11 protein-coding genes and 1 tRNA gene are annotated in these 12,572 nt (G+C 71.2%); 8 read left to right on the top strand and 4 right to left on the bottom strand.

From position 1 onward, the window contains the following. Positions 1–83 precede the first annotated feature (83 nt). From ACFWP3_RS25470 to ACFWP3_RS25450, 5 genes are all read left to right on the top strand, one after another. On the top strand, positions 84–575 hold the full coding sequence (locus tag ACFWP3_RS25470) for a septum formation initiator family protein (RefSeq protein WP_384225154.1): 492 nt from the start codon (positions 84–86) through the stop codon (positions 573–575). A gap of 103 nt (positions 576–678) precedes the next feature. Then, positions 679–1,224 (top strand): DUF501 domain-containing protein, encoded by a 546-nt coding sequence (locus ACFWP3_RS25465; protein ID WP_384225151.1) that lies wholly within the window; start codon positions 679–681, stop codon positions 1,222–1,224. Further along, positions 1,221–2,162: an exopolyphosphatase gene (locus tag ACFWP3_RS25460; RefSeq protein ID WP_384225148.1), complete on the top strand. Its 942-nt coding sequence runs from the start codon at positions 1,221–1,223 to the stop codon at positions 2,160–2,162. The genes ACFWP3_RS25465 and ACFWP3_RS25460 overlap by 4 nt, the downstream gene beginning before the upstream one ends. Positions 2,163–2,598: 436 nt before the next feature. After that, positions 2,599–3,984 carry an NAD(P)/FAD-dependent oxidoreductase gene (locus ACFWP3_RS25455; RefSeq protein WP_384225145.1) on the top strand — a complete coding sequence of 462 codons (1,386 nt, stop codon included), beginning with the start codon at positions 2,599–2,601 and terminating at the stop codon, positions 3,982–3,984. 136 nt (positions 3,985–4,120) lie between these two features. Next, positions 4,121–5,455 carry a class I SAM-dependent methyltransferase gene (locus ACFWP3_RS25450; protein ID WP_384225143.1) on the top strand — a complete coding sequence of 445 codons (1,335 nt, stop codon included), beginning with the start codon at positions 4,121–4,123 and terminating at the stop codon, positions 5,453–5,455. 99 nt (positions 5,456–5,554) lie between these two features. On the opposite strand, the gene ACFWP3_RS25445 is transcribed toward ACFWP3_RS25450, so the two are convergent. Continuing rightward, positions 5,555–8,107 (bottom strand): ABC transporter permease, encoded by a 2,553-nt coding sequence (locus ACFWP3_RS25445; protein ID WP_384225141.1) that lies wholly within the window; start codon positions 8,105–8,107, stop codon positions 5,555–5,557. Between the two features lie 56 nt (positions 8,108–8,163). After that, complete coding sequence (locus ACFWP3_RS25440; protein ID WP_384225138.1) at positions 8,164–8,937, bottom strand: ABC transporter ATP-binding protein; 774 nt, start codon at positions 8,935–8,937, stop codon at positions 8,164–8,166. 441 nt (positions 8,938–9,378) lie between these two features. Here ACFWP3_RS25440 and ACFWP3_RS25435 point away from each other — a divergent pair. Next, a tRNA-Leu gene (locus ACFWP3_RS25435) sits at positions 9,379–9,460 on the top strand. A gap of 145 nt (positions 9,461–9,605) precedes the next feature. Next, complete coding sequence (locus ACFWP3_RS25430; RefSeq protein ID WP_384225135.1) at positions 9,606–10,460, top strand: Bax inhibitor-1/YccA family protein; 855 nt, start codon at positions 9,606–9,608, stop codon at positions 10,458–10,460. Positions 10,461–10,604: 144 nt separating this feature from the next. On the opposite strand, the gene ACFWP3_RS25425 is transcribed toward ACFWP3_RS25430, so the two are convergent. Then, positions 10,605–10,835, bottom strand: a complete 231-nt coding sequence (locus tag ACFWP3_RS25425; protein ID WP_069920555.1) for a DUF4287 domain-containing protein — start codon at positions 10,833–10,835, stop codon at positions 10,605–10,607. Between the two features lie 101 nt (positions 10,836–10,936). Here ACFWP3_RS25425 and ACFWP3_RS25420 point away from each other — a divergent pair, with 101 nt between their 5' ends. Next, positions 10,937–11,272 carry a hypothetical protein gene (locus ACFWP3_RS25420; protein WP_384225132.1) on the top strand — a complete coding sequence of 112 codons (336 nt, stop codon included), beginning with the start codon at positions 10,937–10,939 and terminating at the stop codon, positions 11,270–11,272. Here ACFWP3_RS25420 and ACFWP3_RS25415 read toward each other — a convergent pair. After that, positions 11,256–12,086: a hypothetical protein gene (locus ACFWP3_RS25415; RefSeq protein ID WP_384225224.1), complete on the bottom strand. Its 831-nt coding sequence runs from the start codon at positions 12,084–12,086 to the stop codon at positions 11,256–11,258. The two genes, ACFWP3_RS25420 and ACFWP3_RS25415, sit on opposite strands and share 17 nt — an antisense overlap. Positions 12,087–12,572 lie beyond the last annotated feature (486 nt).

Genomic DNA, 12,572 nt, shown 5'->3' with positions numbered 1-12,572 from the left:
CTCGCCTCCGTACGTCCCCGCACTCGGTCCCGTACCGTGTGCGGGGACGTAGTGCGTAGTGCGTACACAGGGGAGGCGGATCAATGGCCGGGAACCGGGATCGGTTCTCCACCTTCTCGACCGCGACCAGGCTCAAGCAGCTCGGCGAGCGGACCGCCGCGCATGTCTACCGCTCGCAGTCGCGCCGCCAGGTCCGCCGCAGCCGGCTCACCGGCCGCGCCGCGCTCCTGGTGCTCGTCCTCTGTACCCTGGTCGTCGCCCTCGCGTATCCGATGCGCCAGTACGTGTCCCAGCGCTCGGAGATCGCGGAGCAGCAGCGGGCCGCGGCCGCCGCGCGGGAGCGCCTGGAGCGGCTCCGCGACGAGAAGGCCCGCTGGCAGGACGACGCCTACGCGGAGCAGCAGGCGCGCAAGCACCTGCACTTCCTGCGCCCGGGGGAGATCGGCTACATCATGACCGACCCGGGGGCCCAGGCGGCGGCCGAGCGGCACCGGACCGGCCAGGCCGGCTCCGACCGCCCCTGGTACTCCAACGTGTGGGACGGAGTGGACAAGGCCGACCGCCCCGGCGACTGAGCCGGTCCGCACCCGTACCGCACCGCATCCGTACCGCACACCGCACCGCACCGCATCCGTACCGCAGTACCCATCCACGAGAACGAAGAGACTTCCTCCAGGCATGCAGACGCCCCCGCCCCAGACCGACCGGACCGAGCCGACCGACGCGGACATCGAGGCGTTCGAGCAGCAGCTCGGCCGCCCGCCGCGCGGGCTGCGCGCCATCGCCCACCGCTGCCCCTGCGGTCAGCCGGACGTGGTCGAGACCGCGCCGCGGCTCCCCGACGGCACCCCCTTCCCGACGCTGTACTACCTGACGTGCCCGCGCGCGGCCTCCGCGATCGGCACGCTGGAGGCCAACGGCGTGATGAAGGAGATGCAGGCCCGGCTCGGCGAGGACCCCGAGCTCGCCGCCGCCTACCAGGCCGCGCACGAGGACTACATCCGGCGCCGCGACGCCATCGAGGTGCTCCAGGGCTTCCCCAGCGCCGGCGGCATGCCGGACCGGGTCAAGTGCCTGCACGTGCTGGTCGGCCACTCGCTGGCGGCGGGCCCGGGCGTGAACCCGCTCGGCGACGAGGCCATCGCGATGTTGCCGGAGTGGTGGGCCAAGGGCGCCTGCGTCACCCCGTGCGGCGGCAAGGCGGACGAGGAGCCCTCGGCGTGACCCGGGTCGCGGCCGTCGACTGCGGCACGAACTCCATCCGCCTCCTGGTCGCCGACTGCGACACCGCCACCGGTGAGCTGACCGAGCTGGACCGGCGGATGACGGTAGTCCGCCTCGGCCAGGGAGTGGACAAGACCGGCCGGCTCGCGCCGGAGGCGCTGGAGCGCACCTTCGCGGCCTGCCGGGAGTACGCGGCGGTCATCAAGGAGCTCGGCGCGGAGAAGATCCGCTTCGTGGCGACCTCGGCCTCCCGGGACGCGGAGAACCGCGCCGACTTCGTCCGGGGCGTCCTGGACATCCTGGGCGTCGAGCCCGAGGTGATCTCCGGGGAGCAGGAGGCGGAGTTCTCCTTCACCGGCGCCACCAAGGAGCTCGTCGCCCACGAGCACCTGGAGCGGCCGTTCCTGGTGGTGGACATCGGCGGCGGCTCGACCGAGTTCGTAGTCGGCGACGAGCACGTGCGCGCGGCCCGCTCGGTGGACGTGGGCTGCGTCCGGATGACCGAGCGCCACCTGGTGGTGGACGGGGTCGTCAGCGATCCGCCGACCGAGGCGCAGGTGGCCGCCATACGGGCCGACATCGAGGCGGCGCTGGACCTGGCCGCCGAGACGGTCCCGCTGGCCGAGGCCCGCACCCTGGTGGGCCTGGCCGGCTCGGTGACCACGGTCGCCGGGATCGCCCTCGGCCTGCCGGAGTACGTCTCCTCGCGGATCCACCACTCCCGGATCGGCTACGAGCAGGTCCGCGAGATCAGCGAGCGCATGCTGACCTCGACCCACGCCGAGCGCGCGGCGATCCCCGTGATGCACCCGGGCCGGGTGGACGTGATCGGCGCCGGAGCCCTGGTCCTGCTGGCGATCATGGAGCGCACCGGCGCCTCGGAGGTCGTCGTCTCGGAGCACGACATCCTCGACGGCATCGCCTGGTCCGCTGCCTGAACGGCGGGTGCGCGAGGGGCCGTAGAGGTCTCGGGAGGGGCCCGGAAGGGCCCCGGGAGGGGCCCGAGAGGGTCTTTGGTCCCGTGATCCACACGAACTTCGTGAAGTTCTTCACAAGGAAAAGGGGCCTGTCGGGCCGACGGATGGGCCTTTCGGGCCCCTCCCGAGGCCCGCAGGCCCCTTTTCGCGGCCGTTCGTGCGATCGGCGGACGCGACGGGTCCCGCGTCGGAGGTATGGACGAAGCCCTGTGGTCCAGTCCGGTTGAGGGCCTGGAGGCCAGTTCAGGACGGGTGAACAACGACTCCCGTTACACCGTGGTTCCCGTTGCGCGCCATGACCTCCGTCACGTGGGCGGCGGAGTGTAGCAGAGGCCTTCGGTCACCTTGTGAAGGGGCTCACGAGCGACACCCCATCGGGTGCTGGATACTCGTTCACATGAGCACCACGGAGCGTCCCAGGATCCTCGTTGTAGGAGGTGGGTACGTAGGCCTGTACGCAGCCAAGCGCATCATGAAGAAGATGCGTTACGGCGAGGCGACCGTCACGGTCGTCGACCCGCGCTCGTACATGACCTACCAGCCCTTCCTCCCCGAAGTGGCCGCAGGCAGCATCTCGCCTCGGCACGTCGTCGTCCCGCTGCGACGCGTGCTGCCCAAGGCAGAGGTACTCACCGGCCGGGTCACCAGCATCGACCAGGACCGCAAGGTCGCCGTCGTCACGCCGCTGGTCGGCGAGGCGTACGAGCTGCCCTTCGACTACCTGGTGATCGCGCTCGGCGCCGTCTCCCGCACCTTCCCGATCCCCGGCCTCGCCGAACAGGGCATCGGCATGAAGGGCGTCGAAGAGGGCATCGGCCTGCGCAACCACGTCCTCGAGCAGCTCGACAAGGCCGAGTCCACGACGGACGAGAACGTCCGCCGCAAGGCCCTCACCTTCGTCTTCGTCGGCGGCGGCTTCGCCGGCGCGGAGACCATAGGCGAGGTCGAGGACATGGCCCGCGACGCCGCGAAGTACTACGCCACGATCAAGCGCGAGGACATGCGCTTCATCCTGGTCGACGCGGCCGACAAGATCCTTCCCGAGGTCGGGCCCAAGCTCGGCACCTGGGGCAAGGAGCACCTCGAGTCCCGCGGCATCGAGATCTACCTCAACACCTCCATGGACTCCTGCGTGGACGGCCACGTGGTGCTGAAGAACGGCCTCGAGGTCGACTCCAACACCATCGTGTGGACCGCCGGCGTCAAGCCCAACCCGGTGCTGGCCCGCTACGGCCTGCCGCTCGGCCCCCGCGGCCACGTGGACGCCCAGCCGACCCTCCAGGTCACGGGCACGGACTACATCTGGACCGCCGGCGACAACGCCCAGGTCCCGGACGTGGCCTCCCGCAAGGCCGGCATCGAGAACGCCTGGTGCCCGCCGAACGCCCAGCACGCGCTGCGCCAGGCCAAGGTCCTCGGCGACAACGTCATCTCCGGCATGCGCGGCTTCCCGCAGTCGGAGTACTCGCACTCCAACAAGGGTGCGGTGGCGGGCCTCGGCCTCCACAAGGGCGTCGCGATGATCGTCATGGGCAAGATGAAGATCAAGCTCAAGGGCCGGCTCGCCTGGTACATGCACCGTGGCTACCACGGCATGGCCATGCCGACCTGGAACCGCAAGATCCGCGTCTTCGCCGACTGGACCCTCGGCATGTTCCTCAAGCGCGAGGTCGTCTCCCTCGGTGCGCTGGAGACCCCCCGCGAGGAGTTCTACGAGGCCGCCAAGCCGGCTCCGGCTCCGGCCGCCGCCGCGGCACCCGCCCAGAAGGCCAAGGCCTCCTGACCCGGGTCTGACCGCGACACCCCCAGCACGTCCCCGAAGGGGCCGCCCGCCATCCGTGGTGCGGGCGGCCCCTTCGGCATGTCCGGGCCCCGGAATGGGTAGGCCGATGCGTCGGAGCTTTCTGGAGGTGCCTACGATGACCGACGCCGCGCCGCGGCTGGCCGCACTCGCCGAAACCCTGCTGGGCTCCCCGCTGCCCGTCCGCATACGGGCCTGGGACGGCAGCGAGGCCGGTTCGCCCACCGGCCCCACCCTCGTGCTGGCCAACCGCCGGGCCCTGCGCCGCATGCTGTGGAAGCCGGGCGAGCTGGGCCTGGCGCGCGCCTGGGTCGCCGGGGACCTGACCGTCGAGGGCGACCTCTTCGAACTGCTGGACCGGGTGGCGGGGCTGCTCTGGGAGCGGGAGCCCGCCACCGAGCCCACCGCGCCCGTCAAGCACGCCCGGCTCGCCCGCGCCACCAGCACCTTCGAGCTGCTGCGCGACCCCGCAGCGCGGGCCGCCGTACGCGACCTCGCCGCGCTGGCCCGGCCGTGGCCCGCGCCCGCCCCGCCGCCCGAGGAGGCCCCCCGCCGCAGCGGGGCCGTCCACACCAAGGTCCGCGACCGCGCGGCCATCAGCCACCACTACGACGTCGGCAACGAGTTCTACGGGCACGTCCTCGGCCCGTCGATGGTGTACTCGTGCGCCTACTGGAGCCCCGGGGCCACCCTGGAGGAGGCCCAGCGCGACAAGCTCGACCTGGTCTGCCGCAAGCTCGCCCTGACGCCCGGAGCGCGGCTCCTGGACGTCGGCTGCGGCTGGGGCTCCATGGCCCTGCACGCGGCCCGGGAGTACGGGGTCCATGCCACCGGCATCACGCTCTCCCGCGAGCAGGCCGCGTACGCCCGCAAGCGGGTCGCGGAGGAGGGCCTGGCCGACCGGATCGAGATCCGCGTCCAGGACTACCGGGACGTCAAGGACGGCCCGTACGACGCCATTTCGTCCATCGGCATGGCCGAGCACGTCGGCTCCGACCGCTACCGCGAGTACGCCCGCACCCTGCACGCCCTGCTGCGCCCCGGCGGCCGCCTGCTGAACCACCAGATCGCCCGGCCCCCGGAGCCCGACGAAGAGGCGCACCGGATCGACGAGTTCATCGACGCGTACGTCTTCCCCGACGGGGAGCTCTCGCCGCTCGGCAGCACCGTCGGCGAGCTGGAGCGGGCCGGCTTCGAGGTGCGCGACGTGGAGGCGCTGCGCGAGCACTACGCGCTGACGCTGCGGGCCTGGGTGTCCCGGCTGCAGGCCCACTGGGACGAGGCCGTACGCCTCACCTCGCCCGGCCGGGCGCGGGTGTGGCTGCTGTACATGGCGGCCTCCGCGCTCGGCTTCGAGCACGGCCGGCTCGGGGTCAACCAGGTCCTCGCGGTGCGCTCCGGCGCGGGCGGCGACTCCGGGCTGCCGCTGCGGCTGCGCACCTGGGGCGCGTAGGCGCGCGTACCCGCGGGCGGGTACGGAACGGCCGAGGGGCCCGGGGCGTGTGCCCCGGGCCCCTCGGCCGCGGTGTCCCCCGTCGGGGGGCCTGGCGTGCTACTCCGTCTTGATGGCGGTGAGCATGTTCAGCCGGGCGGCGCTGCGGGCCGGCCACATGGCGGCCAGGACGCCGACCACGGCGGCCAGCAGGAGGAAGATGCCGATCCGGTCGTACGGGAGGACCAGCTCGTAGTTCGGCATGGAGTTCGCCAGCGTGGTGCCGACGGCCCAGGCGAGGAAGACGCCGATGGCGACGCCCAGGACCGCGCCGAAGAGCGAGATCACCACGGCCTCCAGGCGGATCATGTTCTTGACCCGGCCGCGGTCCAGGCCGATGGCCCGCAGCATGCCGATCTCCTGCGTCCGCTCGAAGACGGACATCGCCAGGGTGTTGACCACGCCGAGCACCGAGATGACCAGCGCCATGCCGAGCAGGCCGTACATGATGTTCAGCATCGTGTTGATCATGCCGCCCATCTCGTTGCGCATGTCCTGCTGGGTGGCGACGGTGATGGCCGGGTTCTTGCCGAGGGCGTCGACGACCTTCTGCTGGCCGGCCGCGGAGGCCCCGCCGTCGACGTTGACGTACACCTCGCGGACGTACTGCTCCTCGCTGTGCTCGCTGAGGATCTTGTTGTCGATGACGTACGGGGAGAGCAGGCCGTCCATGTCCTTGTAGACGGCGCCGACCTTCAGGGAGCCCGTCTGTCCGTCGTCGTACCGGACGTCGAGGGTGGAGCCGACGCTCAGGTTCTGCTTCTGTGCGGTCTTCTCGGCGACCGCGATCTCGCCCTTGCCGAGGCTGTCCAGCGAGCCGCCGGTGACCTCGATGTTCAGCATCTGGCCGATGGTGGCGGGGTTGACGCCGGAGGCGGACCGGAAGTCCTCGCCGACCATGAAGTAGCCCGCGGCCTGCGGGGAGACGGCCTTGATCCCGGGGGCCTTGGCCAGGGTCTCGGCCACCGACTTGTCCAGGCTGCCCATGTCGCCCGCCATGGAGACCCGGTAGTCCGCCTTGAGCTTCTCGGTGCTCATGCGGTCGACGACCTGGCCCACGGTGATGCCGAGCACCGACAGGGTGGTGACCAGGGTCAGGCCGATCGCCAGGGAGGCGGCGGTGACGGCGGTGCGGCGCGGGTTGCGGACGGCGTTCTGCGCGGCCAGCTTGCCGGGGACCCCGAAGACCTTCTGGAGCAGCGGGCGGACGGCGGCGATGACCGGCCGGGAGAGCAGCGGCAGCAGCACGATCAGGCCGATGAGGATGAAGAACGCGCCCGCGCCGATGACCATGCGGCCCTCGCTCTTGCCCATCGACACGCCGAGCAGGACCAGGCCGACGGCGAGGACGCCGATGACGCAGCCGATGACGTTGCGCAGCACCAGGGACTTCGCGCTGGCCGGCAGGTGGGCGCTGCCCATGGCCGCGACCGGGGCGATCCGGCCGGTGCGCCAGGCGGGCAGCACCGCGGCGACCGTGGTGACCAGGATGCCGATGACCAGGGCCGCGATGATCGTGCCCGGGGCGATCACGAGGTCGCCGCCCGGCAGCTTGGCGCCGAAGGAGCCGATCACGGAGCGCATGGCGACCGCCAGGCCGACACCGCTGATCAGGCCGACGACGGCGGACACGGCGCCGACGACCAGGGCCTCGGCGAGCACCGAGCGCATGACCTGGCCGCGGTTGGCGCCGACGGCGCGCAGCAGGGCCAGCTCCTTGGTGCGCTGGGTGACCAGCATGGTGAAGGTGTTGTAGATCAGGAAGACGCCGACGAAGAGCGAGATGCCGGCGAAGACGAGCAGCATGGTGCCCAGCTGGCCCAGGCCCTTCTCGATGTCCTTGGCCTGCTCGGCGGCGAGCGCGGCGCCGGTCTGCGCCTTGGTGTTCTTGCCGTCGAGCAGCGGCTTGATCTCGGCGAGCAGCTGGTCGGCGGAGGCGCCGCCCTTGGCGCCGACCGACAGCTCCTGGAAGTAGCCGGGCTTGAGGTAGAGCTCCTGGGCGACCTTGGTGTCGAAGAGCACCAGGCTGCCGCCGGCCTGGACGGCGCCGTCCTCGGTGGTGAAGACGCCGGCGAGGGAGTACTCCTTGACCGGGCCGTTGGTGGCGACGCGGACCTTGTCGCCGACCTTGTAGGAGCCCGCGTCGGCCGTGGCCTTGTCGAGCGCTATCTCGTCGGCCTTGACCGGGCCGGCGCCCTGGACGAAGGCGTAGCGCGGGTCCTTGCCGTCCTTGACGGGCGTGTAGTTCGCGCCGCGGTTCGACCAGCCGGAGCCGATCAGCTTGCCGTTCTCGTCGCCCACGCCGGCGAAGCCGGAGACGCGGCCGGAGACGGAGTCGACGCCTCCGAGGGCCTTGACCTTGTCGAGGGTGGCCTGGCTGATCCCCGGTTCGCCCTCCTTCTGGCCGCTCTCGTCGCGGCTCTGGCCGTACGAGGTGACCGAGACGGCCACGCCGTCGTAGCTCTTGGCGGACTGGCTGGAGAGGGACTTCTCGAGGGTGTCGGTGAAGACGAGGGTGCCGGAGACGAAGGCGACGCCGAGGGTGACGGCGAGCACCGTCATCAGCAGCCTGGCCTTGTGCGCGAGCACGTTGCGCAGGGCGGTACGGAACATGGGGGTCTCAGTCCTGGGGCTGGAAGTCTGGTGGAGGGCTTCGGGGAGACCCCGGGTCAGCTGGTGCGGCCCTTGGCGTCGAACGCCTTCATGCGGTCCAGTACGCCGTCCGCGCTGGGGCTGATCATCTCGTCGACGATCCGGCCGTCGGCGAGGAAGATGACGCGGTCCGCGTAGGAGGCGGCGACCGGGTCGTGGGTGACCATCACGACGGTCTGGCCGAGCTCGCGGACGGAGTTGCGCAGGAAGCCCAGGACCTCGGCGCCGGAGCGGGAGTCCAGGTTTCCGGTGGGCTCGTCGCCGAAGATGATCTCGGGGCGGGAGGCCAGGGCGCGGGCCACGGCCACGCGCTGCTGCTGGCCGCCGGAGAGCTGGGTGGGGCGGTGGGAGAGGCGCTCGGAGAGGCCGACCATGCTGATCACCGCGTCCAGCCACTGCTTGTCGGGCTTGCGGCCGGCGATGTCCATGGGGAGCGTGATGTTCTCCAGGGCGGTCAGGGTCGGCAGCAGGTTGAAGGCCTGGAAGATGAAGCCGATCTTGTCCCGGCGCAGCTGGGTGAGCTGCTTGTCCTTGAGGGAGCCCAGCTCGGTGTCGCCGATGCGCACGGAGCCGGCGGAGAAGGTGTCCAGGCCGGCGACGCAGTGCATCAGCGTCGACTTGCCGGAGCCCGAGGGGCCCATGATCGCGGTGAACTGGCCCTGCGCGAAGTCGACGGACACGTTGTCCAGGGCGACCACCTGGGTCTCGCCCTGGCCGTACACCTTGGAGAGGCCGGTGGCGCGGGCGGCCACGGCCTGGGTGGTGTGCGGGGCGTAGTTCGTGGTGGTCACGGAAGCGACTCCTGTCGGGGCGGGGCTGGGAGAACGGCTGCGGGCCGTCCGTCTGCGGGACGCTTCCATCGTCGCCGTGCCCACCCCCGCCAGGGATCAGCCGAGGTGCCCGTTCACTGGCCCACTGGAGTCTGACCGGGGGCTCGTCCGTCTCCTCCTCTGGTATGACAGGGCCCTGACGACCGGGTGGAGGCGCGGGGTGGCGGAGCGGGTGGCGCGCGGGGTGGCGCGGGCCCGTGGCGGGCCATCGAAATCCCGTCATTCCCAGCTCGGGGATGATCGTCTCCCAGAACGGGCCGACCGTGCGTTCTCGGGCCTGACGACCCCTCAAGCGCCAATAAAATCAGACAACATCGGATAGACGCCCCGTTGTCGGCGAGGTCGTTCCGGATAGGCTCGGCGCAGCGTTCAAGGCTTTTTCCACGGGGGCCGCCACGCCCTGCCCGGATGGTGGAATGCAGACACGGCGAGCTTAAACCTCGCTGGCCTTCGGGCCGTGCCGGTTCGAGTCCGGCTCCGGGCACTCCGTAGGCCGCGCGGGCCGGTCCCTTTATCCCCTGCGCTTTGCCGTGCCTTCTCCTAAGATCCTCCTCCAGCAGTAGGGTGCTTTCTTTGCGAGCGCATTACTCTTGATGCAAGGCCGCGCTCGGTGGCCATGGAGGAGTGAGATGAGGAGCAGTAACCCGGTCTTCTCGCGACGGGGGTTCAGCCGCGACAACGGTGGCTACGCGGGGTTTGACGCGCAGCACCAGCAGGCCGGGACCGCGACCAACCCGTATGCGACGAACCCGTATGCGACCGACCCGGCCACGGGCATGCCGCAGGCGCCGGTGCGTGCCAATGCGATGACCATGGACGACGTCGTGAGCCGCACGGGCATGACGCTCGGTGTGCTCATCCTGACGGCGACCCTGTCCTGGATCCTGCTGCCGGTCGACCCGGCCAACCTGGGCAAGTCGTACGGCATCGGCATCGGCGCGGCCCTCGTCGCGTTCGTCCTGGCCATGGTCCAGTCCTTCAAGCGCAAGCCCGTCCCGGCCCTGATCCTGGGGTACGCGGCGCTGGAGGGTGTCTTCCTCGGCGTCATCAGCGCGGCCACCAGCACCTACCTGAGCCCGGGTGTCGTCATCCAGGCCGTGATGGGCACGATGTGCGTCTTCGCCGCCGTGCTCCTCGCCTACAAGATGGGCTGGATCCGGGTCAACCGGCGCTTCACCGGCTTCGTGATGGCCGCCGCCATGGGCTTCATCCTGCTCATGGTCGCCAACTCGCTGTTCGCGATCTTCGGCGGCGGTGACGGCCTCGGCTTCCGCAGCGGCGGCCTCGGCCTGCTGTTCGGCGCCATCGGCGTCATCCTCGGTGCGTGCTTCCTCGCCCTGGACTTCAAGCAGGTCGAGGACGGCCTGGCGTACGGCGCCCCGCGCGAGGAGGCCTGGCTGGCCGCCTTCGGCCTGACGCTGACCCTGGTGTGGATCTACCTCGAGATGCTCCGCATCTTCCAGATCCTCTCGGGCGACGACTAGCAGGACCGGCAGCCCCCTCGGGCTGCCGCCACGGCACGTGCACGGCCCGTCCGCGGGCCGTCCGTCCACAGCATGGGGAAGGCCCCGCGAGCAGCTGCTCGCGGGGCCTTCCCGCGTTCGGGGGGACAGGGATCGTGGGGGAGCTCAGCCGAAGCGGCGGGCGGCTCTGCGCAGGTCGTACTCGTGGATGATCGCCTTGGCCTGGCCGTAGGACAGCTCGTGCGCGCCGCGCAGCCAGCTGACCTTCTCCTCGAAGCGGACGAGGGAGGGGCCTTCGTCCACGGTACGGAGCCAGTCGGAGAGCTCACGACCGGTGGCCTGGGGGATTCTGTCGATCATGTTCCGGTGTGTCTGCTCGGAGAACTCTACGGACATGGGCGCCTCCGGAGGGATTGCCGTGCTGTTCTCTTCACGCCACCGTGCCGGAGAGTTCGCCCGTTGGCAATGGTGCCGGGACGGCGCGTAAGGTCGGCCGGGTGCTTGATACTTCGCCCCTGACCGCCGCCGTGGAACGTTTCGCCGACCGGCTGCGGGCCGCGCCGCAGAGCCGCCTCCGGCAGGGAGCCGCGGCCGCGGGGCTGGAGCTGGCCCGGGAGCTCGCGGCGCGGGCGCGCCGCCTGGAGGGCCTCCCGCCTCGGGAGATGCCGGACGCGGGGATCTTCGTCGTCGGGGACCAGGTGGCCGTGGCCGGGCGGGACCTCGCCGAGGCGCTGCGCTCCGTACGGGAGCCGGACAGCGCGAAGGCCCCGTCCGGGATGCTGGACGAGGCCGTGCGGCTGGTGGAGCGGGCGGAAGTCAGAGCGACGCGATGACGCGGTCCGCGAGGATGTAGACGTTGCTGTCCGGGTCCTCGGCGTCGCCGCAGGAGAAGGTGAGCGCGTAGGCGCCGGAGATGCCCGAGCCGCCCAGCAGTACCGGCGCGGTGCCCGAACGCAGGGCCTCGGCGAGCCGCTCCGCCGTCTCCCGGTGTCCGGGGGTCATGCAGAGCGTGGTGCCGTCCGTGAAGACGTACACGTCCAGGGTGCCCAGCGGGCCGGGGCGGACGTCCGCGAGGGCCGTACGGGCCTCGGCGAGCTCCTCGAGGCGGCTGACGGTGCGCTCGTGGTCCGCGCCGGGGTGCGGCTGGACCGGTACGAAGTCGGGGTGCGAGGGGTGGCGCCGGCGGGCGGCGGCCAGCTCGGCCGAATCCTCCGGGTAGTCGTCGGCCGCGTCCTCGCCCAGCACCGGCTCCAGACCCACCAGGTCGGCCTGCCGGGGCAGGAAGACCGGGCTGTCCTCGCCCAGGCCGGGCAGACCGCCCAGCAGGGCGCCGGGAGTCTCCCCGGCGAGGCGCGGAGAGGCGTCGGCGGCGTCACGGGCCTCCTGGGCGGCCCAGAAGGCCCGCGCCTCGGCCAGCTCGCGCTCGCGCTCCTCGGCGAGGGCCTCGGCCACGGCGGCTCGTATCTCGGCGGCGGGGGACTGCACGGCGCTGCGGGCGTGGGGCACGGTCGCACCGCGAGGGTGGACCGGCATCGCCAGCTCGCTGCGCAGGGCCGTGACCTGCTTACGCAGACCGTGGACGGCGTGCAGCGCAGCAGCGCCCACGGCCGTGGCAGCGGCCGTGGTCAGCAGCAGGGCAAGAGACATGGCGCTCACTGACTAACTCCTGATTGATTCGATCCCCCGACTTCCTACATCAGCTTGACCCGACCTGGGAATGGCATGCAGTGCATTACGTCATGAATTGGACAGGCCTTTCGTCCCGAAGGTCCGGTCCGCATATCGTCTGACCTGCACAAATGCCGATCCCCCAGGAGATAGGTCACATCCTGGGGGAGATTCGGTCACAGGTCGGCCGCGACGGGGTTAGATTCGCCGTCAGTACGCCGCAAGGGATCAAGAAGGATCCCTTGCGGCGCCTAGGACCCGAACTAGCTGAGCCGCTCGTTTCTTCGGTCGCGCTGAGCCTCGCCACCGCTGCGGGCAGGTGCCGCCCTCGTTCCTCGGGCGACCCCTACCCTCCGCTCCGGCTCAGCTCAGCCGCTCGTTTCTTCGGTCGCGCTGAGCCTCGCCACCGCTGCGGGCAGGTGCCGCCCTCGTTCCTCGGGCGACCCCTACCCTCCGCTCCGGCTC

The organism is Streptomyces sp. NPDC058525 (genome assembly GCF_042719495.1).
Taxonomy (GTDB): domain Bacteria; phylum Actinomycetota; class Actinomycetes; order Streptomycetales; family Streptomycetaceae; genus Streptomyces.
The sequence above is the reverse complement of the archived record's forward strand: the minus strand, read 5'-3'. Positions and strand labels throughout refer to the sequence as shown.